General features: G+C 50.8%; 8 protein-coding genes and 1 pseudogene. All 9 read right to left on the reverse strand.

Going from position 1 to position 12,005, the window contains the following annotated elements:
• Positions 1 to 17 precede the first annotated feature (17 nt).
• Positions 18 to 335 (reverse strand): integration host factor subunit beta, encoded by a 318-nt coding sequence (ihfB, locus tag IPK30_11545; protein ID MBK8103867.1) that lies wholly within the window; start codon positions 333 to 335, stop codon positions 18 to 20.
• Between the two features lie 24 nt (positions 336 to 359).
• On the reverse strand, positions 360 to 2,036 hold the full coding sequence (gene rpsA / locus IPK30_11550) for a 30S ribosomal protein S1 (protein MBK8103868.1): 1,677 nt from the start codon (positions 2,034 to 2,036) through the stop codon (positions 360 to 362).
• 124 nt (positions 2,037 to 2,160) lie between these two features.
• Positions 2,161 to 2,850, reverse strand: a complete 690-nt coding sequence (locus IPK30_11555; GenBank protein MBK8103869.1) for a (d)CMP kinase — start codon at positions 2,848 to 2,850, stop codon at positions 2,161 to 2,163.
• Positions 2,850 to 5,071 (reverse strand): annotated as a pseudogene (locus IPK30_11560) (bifunctional prephenate dehydrogenase/3-phosphoshikimate 1-carboxyvinyltransferase). Before IPK30_11560 ends, IPK30_11555 begins: the two are co-directional and overlap by 1 nt.
• Positions 5,068 to 6,168 (reverse strand): histidinol-phosphate transaminase, encoded by a 1,101-nt coding sequence (locus tag IPK30_11565; GenBank protein ID MBK8103870.1) that lies wholly within the window; start codon positions 6,166 to 6,168, stop codon positions 5,068 to 5,070. The pseudogene IPK30_11560 and the gene IPK30_11565 overlap by 4 nt, the downstream one beginning before the upstream one ends.
• A 23-nt stretch (positions 6,169 to 6,191) precedes the next feature.
• On the reverse strand, positions 6,192 to 7,277 hold the full coding sequence (gene pheA / locus IPK30_11570) for a prephenate dehydratase (GenBank protein MBK8103871.1): 1,086 nt from the start codon (positions 7,275 to 7,277) through the stop codon (positions 6,192 to 6,194).
• Between the two features lie 9 nt (positions 7,278 to 7,286).
• Positions 7,287 to 8,369, reverse strand: coding sequence for a 3-phosphoserine/phosphohydroxythreonine transaminase (gene serC / locus IPK30_11575; GenBank protein MBK8103872.1), 1,083 nt, complete (start codon positions 8,367 to 8,369; stop codon positions 7,287 to 7,289).
• An 18-nt stretch (positions 8,370 to 8,387) separates the two neighbouring features.
• The gene (gene gyrA, locus IPK30_11580; protein ID MBK8103873.1) at positions 8,388 to 10,946 is read right to left on the reverse strand and encodes a DNA gyrase subunit A; all 2,559 of its coding nucleotides are present in this window, start codon (positions 10,944 to 10,946) and stop codon (positions 8,388 to 8,390) included.
• Between the two features lie 145 nt (positions 10,947 to 11,091).
• Positions 11,092 to 11,679: a TetR/AcrR family transcriptional regulator gene (locus IPK30_11585; GenBank protein ID MBK8103874.1), complete on the reverse strand. Its 588-nt coding sequence runs from the start codon at positions 11,677 to 11,679 to the stop codon at positions 11,092 to 11,094.
• Positions 11,680 to 12,005 lie beyond the last annotated feature (326 nt).

Raw genomic sequence — 12,005 nt, forward strand, 5'->3', positions numbered from 1 at the left:
ATCAGACAGCGCACAGCTCAAATACTATCACCACGCAAACTGTCATTCACCCTGTCTCTCAACTCTTTGCCTGGCTTAAAGTGAGGTACATATTTTCCTGTCAGTTTTACAGTATCACCTGTTTTGGGATTGCGCCCAATACGGGGCGCGCGATAGTGCAGAGAAAAGCTACCAAAACCACGAATTTCAATTCTGCCGCCAGTCGACAGAACATTCGCCATGGCATCAATCATCGTCTTGATAGCCAGCTCTACATCGCGAGATGACAACATCTCATAACGCCCTGCTATGCCTTCAATCAACTCTGATTTGGTAACTGTATTTCTCTCCACCATCAGCTCCTCACAGGAAGAACAGCATTACTGGTTCTGCATCTGCGCTTTGATCAAATCACCAATCGTCGTTGGAACTGGCTGGTCTGCCGTTTCCTTCTTGTTGTGATCGCGCAGCGCATCTTTGTCGTCTTCCACATCTTTCGACTTGATAGACAAACCAATGCTACGGCTCTTGCGATCCACACTGATGATTTTCGCTTCAACTTCATCGCCTTCTTTCAGCGCGTTGCGTGCATCTTCCACTTTGTCGCGGCTGATTTCAGATGCTTTCAAAGTAGCTTCTACATCGTCAGCCAATTTCACAACAGCAGCTTTGGCATCCACAGAAATAACGGTGCCTTTGACGATGCTGCCGCGATCATTTTCTGCCACATAGTTGGAGAATGGATCGTTTTGCAACTGCTTGATGCCGAGAGAAATGCGCTCACGCTCAGGGTCAATCGCCAGAATAACGGTATCCAGATCATCGCCTTTCTTGAAGTTACGCACAGCTTCTTCGCCGGTTTCATTCCAAGAAATATCAGACAAGTGGATCAAGCCGTCGATGTTGCCATCCAAGCCGATGAAAATACCGAAATCAGTAATCGACTTGATTTTGCCGCTGATTTTGTCGCCTTTGTTGAAGCTGCGCGCAAACACATCCCAAGGATTTTCTTGACACTGTTTGATGCCGAGAGAAATACGGCGGCGCTCTTGGTCGATATCCAACACCATAACATCCACTTCATCGCCCACTTGCACGATTTTAGAAGGATGCACATTTTTGTTGGTCCAATCCATTTCAGAAACGTGTACCAAACCTTCCACGCCTTCTTCCAACTCAGCAAAACAGCCGTAGTCAGTGAGGTTGGTGATTTTGGCGCGTACTTTCGTGCCTTCTGGGTATTTGTTGGTGATGATGATCCATGGATCATTGCCCAACTGTTTCATGCCGAGAGAAACACGGTTTTTCTCGCGATCAAACTTGAGAACTTTGACATCAATCTCATCACCCACCGCAACGATTTCGCTTGGGTGTTTGATGCGTTTCCAGGCCATATCGGTGATGTGCAGCAAGCCGTCCACGCCGCCTAAATCAACAAACGCGCCGTAATCGGTGAGGTTTTTAACCACACCTTTAACTTGCGAACCTTCTTGCAGATTGGCCAGCAATTCTTCACGCTCAGCACTGTTAGAAGTTTCCAACACAGCGCGGCGAGAAACCACGATGTTGTTGCGTTTTTGATCGAGTTTAATAACTTTGAATTCCAGCTCTTTGCCTTCAATGTGCAGCGTGTCGCGCACAGGACGCACATCCACCAAAGAACCAGGCAAAAATGCACGAATGCCTTGAATATCCACAGTAAAGCCGCCTTTGACTTTGCCGTTGATCAAACCCACTACTACTTCAGAAGCAGCAAAAGATTTTTCCAATATTTTCCACGCTTCAACGCGCTTGGCTTTTTCACGCGACAGTTTGGTTTCGCCCATACCGTCTTCAACGCTTTCCAGCGCCACTTGTACTTCGTCGCCAATCTGCAACGAAAACTCACCGCGCTCATTCAAAAATTGTACGCGAGGAATTACGCCTTCTGATTTCAAACCAGCGTGTACGGTTACCCAATCGCTGTCGATATCAATAATTACGCCCGTAACGATAGAACCGGGGTTCATCTCAACGGTTTTGAGGCTTTGTTCAAAGAGTTCTGCAAAACTTTCCATTAATACACCTGTGCTGATCGCGCATGCGATCTATTGATAACCGCAAGCCAGTACATGCGGGTTGATAATGAACAGCGTAGTCGCCCCTGTTTTACTAAAAAGCACACAGGACTGGTGGCAAACTTCACTGGCCGAAAGATGCCGCCTGCGTCAGGCCACCTTGCATGGCGAGACTCAAAACAGTATCTACTACCTCCTCAATTCCCATCGCGGTGCTATCAATCACGATAGCATCATCGGCTGGGCGCAACGGCGCTACTGCGCGCTGCATATCGCGTTCATCACGAGCGCGGATATCTTCAAGAAGGGCGGGCAGGCTAACACTCTGCCCCTTATTTATCAACTGCTTATAGCGCCTTTGCGCTCTCTCCTCAGCACTGGCCGTGAGATAGATTTTGAGAGGCGCTTGCGGAAAAACCACGGTGCCCATGTCGCGCCCATCGGCCACCAAGCCGGGCAATTGGGCAAAGTGGCGCTGACGCTCCAGCAACGCCGCCCGCACGGCAGGCAGCGCACCCACCTGCGAAGCTCCCAGCCCTGCCGCTTCTTCGCGAATGATGCTGCCAAAGTCCACATCGTTAACCCAAATATGATTTTCTGACGCGAAGCGAATGTCCAAACTGGGCAATAAAGCGATCAGAGACGACTCATCATCCAAAGCAAGCCCTTGTTGTGTACCGGCCACCGCCACGATGCGGTACAGAGCGCCGCTATCCAAGCAGTGCCACGCCAAACGGTCAGCAAGCAACTGCGCAATTGTGCCTTTGCCCGACCCACCAGGGCCATCAATCGTGATGATAGGCACTGCCACCATCAGACCACCGCCTGAATGTTGAGGCCGGCCATTTTGGACAACTCCACGAAGCCCGGAAAGGAAGTCGCCACGGTATCGCAGCCTTCAATGGTGATGGTTTCGCTGGCTCTCAGCGAAGCGATGGCAAAGGACATGGCGATGCGGTGGTCGTGATGACTCCACACCGTGCCGCCGCCCATCTTGCCGCCGTAAATCACCATGCCATCCGGCGTTGGCTGCGCATCCACCCCCAGTGTGTGCAAGCCATCAGCCATCACTTGTATGCGATCCGATTCTTTCACGCGCAACTCTTCTGCGCCGCGCAAAACGGTTTTACCTTCGGCGCAACTGGCTGCCACAAACAACACGGGAAATTCATCAATGGCCAAGGGCACCAATTCTTCTGGAATTTCAATGCCGCGTAATTGCGCAGAACGCACACGAATATCCGCCACCGGCTCGCCGCCCACTTCGCGTTGATTCAACAGCTCGATGTTGGCACCCATCAACCGCAAAATATCAATCACACCCGTGCGCGTGGGGTTGATGCCGACATGCTGCAAAGTAATGTCTGAATTGGGCGCAATACTGGCACCGACCATAAAAAAAGCCGCCGAAGAAATATCGGCCGGAATATCAATTTGTGTTGCTTTGAGTGTTTGTCCGCCGCGCACAGTAGCGGTCGCGCCGTTTACGCTTACCTGACAACCAAACCCCTGCAACATGCGCTCGGTGTGATCGCGCGTAGGCGCAGGTTCCGTCACTGAAGTTTCACCGTCTGCGTACAAGCCCGCCAACAAAATACTGGACTTCACTTGCGCGCTTGCCATGGGCATATCGTAGTGAATGCCATGCAGTTTTTTTCCACCGCGCACAACGAGTGGCGGCGTACCTTTATCGCCTGTGGATTCAATCACCGCGCCCATACTGCGCAGCGGTTTTGCCACGCGCTCCATCGGGCGCTTGGATAAAGATTCATCACCGATCATTTCTACATCAAAGCGTTGCCCCGCCATCAAGCCCGCCATCAAACGCATGGAGGTGCCAGAATTGCCAAGATCTAGTGCTTTGCTGGGCTGCTGTAAACCGTGCAAACATACACCGTGGATTGTCACGCGCCCTTTCGCTGGGCCATCAATTTTTACACCCATGTCACGAAATGCTTGCAGCGTGGCCAGCGCATCTTCGCCTTCCAAAAAACCTTCAACTTCCGTTACACCTTCTGCTAGCGAACCCAACATAATGGAACGATGTGAAATAGATTTATCACCAGGCACACGAAACGCGCCGCGCAAATGACTGCTAGGCTGCAACAAATATTTCACAGATTACCCTCTACATCAGATTGTTTTTTCTTTTGGCGATCAGCGTACATTTCACCAAACTGGTCGCGTGCCTGCTTGGCGCGAGTAAACACATCGTGCAGTGCTTTCCCATCGCTCCGTTCAATGGCACTACGCAGCGCACGCAAGTGTTTTTCAAAATCATCCAAACCGTTTAACAACGCATCTTGATTTGCCAAAGCGATGTCGTGCCACATAGTGGGATCGCTACCAGCAATGCGAGTGAAATCGCGAAAACCGCCTGCGGCGTAGCGAAAAATTTCCTGCTGCTGCGAACGCTGCGCCAAAGTATCCACCAAGGTGTAGGCCAACATGTGCGGCAAATGGCTCGTCAAAGCCAAGACACTGTCGTGTTCTGCGACAGACATCAATGACAGCTCAGCACCAACGGCTTGCCACATTGCCATCACCGTCTGCACGGCAGCAGCATTGGCATTGGGCAGCGGCGTTAAAATTACCTGATGCTGAACAAACAGTGTGGCATCGGCAGCTTCTACACCACTTTTTTCAGAACCCGCTATGGGATGCGCAGGAATAAAAATTTTAGGCAAGCAGCCAAAAACCGCTTCCGCATCGTGCACCACCGAGCCTTTGACGCTGGCGACATCGGTAATCAACACGCCTTGTTGCACAGCATCTTTCAAATGCTCGCAAATATTTTTTACGCTGAGCGTGGGTGTGGCAATTACCACAATATCACCCGCCTGCAATACAGGCAGCATAGCCGCAAGCGAAGTTGAGCCTCGATCAATCACACCTTTCGCCAGTGCTTTTTCAACCGTGGTCTCGCTGCGGCTAACGCCCAATACTTCCAAGCAAGTTTTACGCTGTTTTAAGGCCAGCGCGAGCGAGCCACCGATCAGCCCTAAACCCACCACCAAAATGCGGCGCGATTTCATAGCGACAACACCTTGCGGCAACCCTGCAAAAAGCGCGCATTTTGTTCTGGCAAGCCGATAGAAACGCGCAACCAAGTTGGCATGCCGTAAACAGCAATCGGGCGCACAATAATGCCCTCTTGCAAAAATGCCTGATACAGCGGCGCTGCGTCGCGCGCAAAATCAACAGCGATAAAATTTCCTGATGAAGAAATAAAGTGCAGCCCCAGCTCGCGCAAACCTGCTTCCAACTGCTGCATGCCTTGCTTGTTTGTATCCACACTGCGCTGTAAATAAGCATCATCGCGCAGTGCAGCTTCCGCAGCAGCCAAGGCCAGACTGTTGACATTAAATGGCTCACGCAAACGATTTAATAAATCAGCAATCTCTCCGCTGGAAATACAGTAACCCACGCGTAAGCCAGCCAAACCGTAGGCTTTGGAAAAGGTTCTGGTCACGATTAAATTGGGATAGCGATCGAGCAGCGTCAGACCACTGGCGTAATCTTCTCTGCCAACATATTCGTGATATGCCTCATCCAACACCACAATCACATCGCTAGGCACGGTTTGCAAAAAGCGTTCAATTGCTGCGATGCCAAGACAAGTGCCGGTTGGATTATTGGGGTTGGCGATAAACACCATGCGCGTGTTGCCATCCACCAGCTTCGCCATGGCATCCAAATCGTGACCAAAATCTTTTGCTTGTGCTACGCGCAATTCCGCACCTAGCGATTGCACGGCAATGGCGTACACCACAAATGCAAACTCAGAAATGACCGCATTGTTTTCTGGCGATAAAAAAACACGCGCAATCAAATCCAGCAGTTCATTGGAGCCATTGCCCACGGTGATTTGATTGGCATTCACAGCCAGTTTTTTGGCAAGCGTTGCCTTTAGATCAAAAGCCGAGCCATCAGGATACAGCGCAATATCTGCAAGGCTTTTTTGAATAGCCGCGACAGCAGATTCCGGCACTCCCAGCGGGTTTTCATTGCTGGCTAATTTGATGATGTTGGTGATACCCAGCTCGCGCTCCAACTCAGACACCGGCTTCCCCGGCTGATAAGGAGACAATTTTTGTACGCCGGATACAGCAAGAGCAGCAATGTTTTTCATGAGCAACCGCGTGGATACAAAAATTAGAGAACAGCGCGTGGATACGAGCCAAGAATCCGCAAATCAGCAGACTGCCCCGCCACTTCTTCCAGCACAGCGGAGACTTTGTCGCTGTCGGCATGACCAGAAAAGTCGATAAAAAACACATAACTCCACGCGCCGTTGCGTGAAGGTCGCGTTTCTACGCGCGTCAAATCAATACCGTTTTTATGAAAAGGTTCCAGCAAATGGTAGAGCGCGCCCGGCTTGTTGCGCACAGCGACAATGATCGAGGTTTTATCGTCACCACTGGCTGGCACTTTTTGTGTGCCAATAATTAAAAAGCGTGTGGAGTTATCGGGCATGTCTTCAATTTTTTCATGCAGCTTCTTCAGATCGTACAAATCTGCCGCCATATCACCTGCAATCGCCGCTGCATTCCACTCACTTTGAATACGGCGTGCGGCTTCTGCATTGCTGGAAACGGCCACACGCTCCGCTTGCGGAAAGTGTGAATCCAACCATTTGCGACACTGCGCCAATGACTGCGCGTGCGAATAAATGCGCGTGATATTTTCGGTTTTGGTGACATCAGACACCAAAAGATGCTGATGAATGCGTAACTCCACTTCGCCGCAAATATGCACGGATGATTCCATGAAATTATCCAGCGTGTGATTCACTACACCTTCGGTAGAGTTCTCCACAGGCACCACGCCGTAATTCACCGCGCCCGCCGCCACTTCACGAAACACTTCGTCAATCGCTGCCATCGGCACACTGACGCAGGCGTGACCAAAATGCTTCAAAGCTGCCGCTTGTGTAAAAGTGCCTTCCGGGCCAAGATAGGCCACACGCACCGGTTGTTCCAGAGCCAAACAGGAAGACATGATTTCGCGAAACAAGCGCGCCATTTCTTCGTTATCGAGAGGCCCTTGGTTGCGCTCCATCACTTTGCGCAACACTTGCGCCTCGCGCTCAGGTCGATAAAAAACTGTGTCTGTGCTGCCTTCCGCTTTTTTAATCTCTGCCACATGCTGCGCACAGCGCGCGCGCTCAGAAATTAGGTTTTGAATCGTGGCATCCAGTTGATCGATTTGATCGCGCAGCGATTGCAAGCTACTCGTCATGGTTCATCCTCACGCGTGACGCTGAGCAAAATGTTGCATGTGTGTAATTAAAGCATCCACCGCCTCTTCGCTGATGGCATTGTAGAGGCTGGCGCGCATACCACCCACCGAGCGATGACCTTTCAGGTTTAGCAAACCCGCCTCTTCTGCTTCTTGCAAAAAAGGTTTATCCAAACTTTCATTGGGCAAGGTAAACGGCACATTCATCCACGAACGACTTTGCAACTCAACGGGATTTTTATAAAAGCCACTGTTATCAATGTAGCTATACAATTTTTCTGCTTTTCGCTGATTGATTTTGGCAATACCTTCAACACCGCCCTGCGCCTTCAGCCACTTAAATACCAAACCGGCGAGGTACCACGAGTAAGTGGGCGGCGTGTTGTACATGGAATCGTTGTCGGCGGCTGTTTTCCAGTCGAGCATTTTGGGAATATCCGCACGCGACCTGCCGAGCAAGTCTTCGCGCACTATCACAATCGCCAAACCTGCAGGGCCAATATTTTTTTGTGCTCCCGCATAAATCACGCCAAATTTCGACACATCAATAGGCCGCGACAAAATCGTGGACGACATATCCACCACTAAAGGTACATCGCCCACTTCAGGCGCCCAATGAAACTCCACGCCACCGATGGTTTCATTCGGCGTGTAATGCAAGTAAGCAGCATGTTTATTGAGTTGCCAATCTGCAACGGTGGGAATGGTAGAAAAGTTGCTGCCTTTAGATGTGGCGACGACATGCGCCTCGCCCAAACGCGCCGCCTCTTCATACGCTTTTTTTGACCACTGCCCTGTAATTAAATAATCTGCTTTGCCGTCCACCGGCAATAGATTGAGCGGCACAGCAGAAAACTGCATGGAAGCACCGCCCTGCAAAAACAGCACTTTGTAATTTTCTGGGATGTGTAATAAATCACGCAAATCGTTTTCTGCCTCTGCGGCTACGCTCATCATTTCGCTGGAGCGGTGGCTCATTTCCATGATGGAAAGCCCACGCCCCTGCCAGTCGAGCATTTCTTGTTGCGCTTGCAACAGAACTGCTTCTGGCAAAGCCGCAGGGCCCGCACAGAAATTAAATTTTCTGTTCATTTGCGCATTCACCTCGAACTATTCAGCGGCTTCATCAGCATCGGCATCATCCGCTTCGGCAATGCGTTCAATGCTCACCAAATGCTCATCTTCTTTCAGACGAATTACACGCACACCCTGCGTATTGCGACTGACAATCGCGACCTCATCGGTGCGTGTGCGCACTAGCGTGCCTTGATCCGAAATCAGCATTAACTGATCGCCGTCAAACACTTGCACTGCGCCGACCACATCACCGTTGCGCTCAGAAGTTTGCATAGCGATTACGCCCTGCGTACCGCGACCTTTGGTTGGAAACTCTGAAGCTTCTGTGCGCTTGCCGTAACCGTTTTGGCTCACGGTCAAAATTTTTCCGCCTTCTGCCGGTACGATCAGCGCAATCATGCGCGCACCATCCGCCAAACGAATACCGCGTACACCGCGCGCGGTGCGACCCATGGCGCGCACATCATCCTCTTCAAAGCGCACCGCTTTACCGTTACTGGCAAAGAGCATGATGTCGTTCTTGCCGTTGGTGATAGCTGTGCCTACCAACACATCACCTTCGTCCAATTCCACAGCACGCAACCCTACAGAACGCGGACGCGAGAATTCCGTTAAGAAAGTTTTCTTCACGGTGCCGTTGGCCGTGGCCATAAAGACGAAATGGTCTTCGGTATATTCTTTAATGGTGAGGATCGAAGTAATGCGCTCACCTTCATCCAAAGACAACAAATTGATCATCGGTCGACCGCGCGAACCGCGTGCTGCAACCGGAATTTGATACACCTTCAACCAGTACACTTTGCCCATGTTGCTGAAACAAAGCATAGTGTCGTGCGTATTAGCAATTAACAGGTGCTCAACAAAATCTTCATCTTTTACTGCGGTGGCGGATTTGCCCATGCCGCCGCGTTTTTGCGCCTGATAAACTTCCAGCGGCTGCGCTTTGGCATAACCACCGTGTGAAATAGTTACCACACGATCTTCTGGCGTGATCAAATCTTCTGTTGTGAGATCTAATTGCGAGCTGATAATTTCTGTGCGGCGATTGTCGTTGTAATCGCTTTTCACTTGCTCCAGCTCTTCACGAATCACCGACATCAAACGCGCATAGCTACCCAGAATATCCAAATACTCGGCAATTTGCGCCAGTTTTTCTTGATACTCGGCAAGCAGTTTTTCGTGCTCCATGCCGGTCAAGCGATGCAAACGCAAATCCAGAATCGCTTGTGCTTGCTCGGTAGATAAATAGTACTGGCCTGCGCGCAAGCCAAACTCTGCGCCTAAGTTTTCAGGGCGGCAGGCTGCATCGCCTGTTCTTTCCAGCCATTGCGCCACTGTGCCGGGCTTCCAGCCGCGCGCAATCAAACGCTCTTTAGCATCCGCCGGTGTGGGCGATTGACGAATCAACTCAATCACTTCGTCGATATTGGAAATTGCAACGGCCAAGCCTTCTAAAATATGACCGCGTTCACGCGCTTTGCGCAGTAAATACACGGTACGGCGCGTTACCACTTCACGACGATGGCGCACAAACGCTTCCAGCATTTCTTTCAGATTTAGCGTGCGCGGCTGGTTGTCTATCAACGCCACCATGTTGATACCAAACACGGTTTGCATTTGTGTCTGTGAGTACAAATTATTTAACAGAACTTCGCCTGATTCATTGCGCTTCAATTCAATCACAATGCGCATGCCGTCTTTGTCAGATTCATCGCGCAATTCTGAAATGCCGTCAATTTTCTTTTCTTTCACTAACTCCGCAATTTTTTCAATCAAGCGCGCTTTGTTCACTTGATAAGGCAATTCATGCACGATAACTGTTTCGCGTCCAGATTTTTCATCGCGCTCAACCACTGCTCGCGCGCGCACATAGATGCGGCCGCGCCCCGTGCGATACGCTTCGACGATGCCTGCCTTGCCATTGATGATGCCCGCTGTTGGAAAATCTGGCCCCGGCACATGCTCCATCAATTCATCAATCGATAAATCAGGATTGGCTACCAAGGCCAAACAAGCGTTAACAATTTCTCCGATATTGTGTGGCGGAATATTGGTCGCCATACCGACTGCAATACCCGACGAACCATTCACCAACAAGTTGGGAATGCGTGTAGGCATCACTTCAGGAATCAATTCCGTGCCGTCATAGTTAGGCACATAATCGACTGTTTCTTTATCCAAATCCGCCAACAAATCGTGTGCGATTTTAGACATGCGAATTTCGGTGTAACGCATGGCCGCTGGCGAATCACCATCTATCGAACCGAATTTGCCCTGCCCATGTACTAACATATAACGCAGGGAAAACGGTTGCGCCATCCTTACGATGGTGTCATACACCGCAGAGTCACCGTGCGGGTGATATTTACCGATAACATCGCCGACCACACGCGCCGATTTTTTGTAAGGCTTATTCCACGCATTGCCCAACTCGCTCATCGCAAACAACACGCGGCGGTGAACCGGCTTCAAGCCGTCGCGCGCATCGGGTAACGCACGCCCCACGATGACGCTCATCGCGTAGTCCAAGTAGGACTGTTTCAATTCATCTTCGATATTGACGGGCAGAATTTCTTTGGCGAGATCAGCCATGCGGCATGTTCCTTTTATTACTACATTTGATTACTACTTAAATTACTGCGCGCAGCGACACACGGCTGCAATGAAGCGCGCAATTCTAACTGAATTGCTCTGCCTTGTGGGGGGATAGCGGGGAAGCAACAAACTGGCTCAGACGCTAATTGAGCGCAGATAAATTAACTAACAGACTTTCGAGGTAGACATCATCCACAGGCTTGCCAGCAATCAATGCGCGGTAATACAGCGGCCCCCAAAGTTGGTCGAGCAGCACATCCAGCCGCACGGCGGTTCCCAGTTCACCCGTTTCCACAGCTTTCTGTAAGTCGCGCAAGCCGATGGCCTGCAAGCGTGCAAAAAAACTGTTGTAGAACAGATCCAACATCGCGGCATCCGTTCGACATTCGGCCAACACAGCCAGCAGCACAGGGGTCATGCGTCCACGCAGCAAGGTTTTGTAACCGCCTTTGAGACAAGCCAATAAATGATCACGCAGATTGCGGCCATCAAAAGGAATTTGCGGCATGTGCAGCGCTTTCTCGGTCAGTACTTCAATGACCAGAGCCACCTTGCTCGGCCACCAACGATAAATTGTGGCTTTGCTGACACCTGCCAAGCTGGCAATTGCCTCTATCGTGATCTCACCGTAGGGCTTGCTATCCAACAGCTCCGAACACGCATCAAGTATGGCTGTATGACTCGCTTGGCTGCGAGGCCGACCTGCACTGCGCCTATCGCTGACTCCCACAAACACCTCCTTATGTGCTCCAGCGTGGTTGGGTTCAGTCTAGCAGAGGGCTTGGACTTGCCAAGACCAAAGACCCTATTTTTTCATTGTAATTGAATAGGTTAGCGAACATTGTTATAGTGGGATGCCCAAAATTGCTGTCGGCCACCTATACCGACGCTTGGGGCACAAGGGTGGTATCGCGCAGCTCCGACAAGACACGCTGCCAGTTACCGGATTCTCGCCTGTACAGCAGGCAAACCGCATTGCCCACCCTGTAGTGATGACTGATTTTCTCGCCTTGTGCTTCCTTACTTTGCATTTGCACAGGGCGTTACACAAAAGCA

The sequence above is a fragment of the Cellvibrionales bacterium genome, from assembly GCA_016713115.1.
Classification (GTDB): Bacteria; Pseudomonadota; Gammaproteobacteria; order Pseudomonadales; family UBA7239; genus UBA7239.

Coding starts and splice junctions, on each gene's coding strand:
- rpsA (MBK8103868.1), bottom strand. CDS start 2,036: ATGGAAAGTTTTGCAGAACTCTTTGAACAAAGCCTCAAAACCGTTGAG.
- ihfB (MBK8103867.1), bottom strand. CDS start 335: ATGGTGGAGAGAAATACAGTTACCAAATCAGAGTTGATTGAAGGCATA.
- IPK30_11555 (MBK8103869.1), bottom strand. CDS start 2,850: ATGGTGGCAGTGCCTATCATCACGATTGATGGCCCTGGTGGGTCGGGC.
- gyrA (MBK8103873.1), bottom strand. CDS start 10,946: ATGGCTGATCTCGCCAAAGAAATTCTGCCCGTCAATATCGAAGATGAA.
- pheA (MBK8103871.1), bottom strand. CDS start 7,277: ATGACGAGTAGCTTGCAATCGCTGCGCGATCAAATCGATCAACTGGAT.
- IPK30_11565 (MBK8103870.1), bottom strand. CDS start 6,168: ATGAAAAACATTGCTGCTCTTGCTGTATCCGGCGTACAAAAATTGTCT.
- serC (MBK8103872.1), bottom strand. CDS start 8,369: ATGAACAGAAAATTTAATTTCTGTGCGGGCCCTGCGGCTTTGCCAGAA.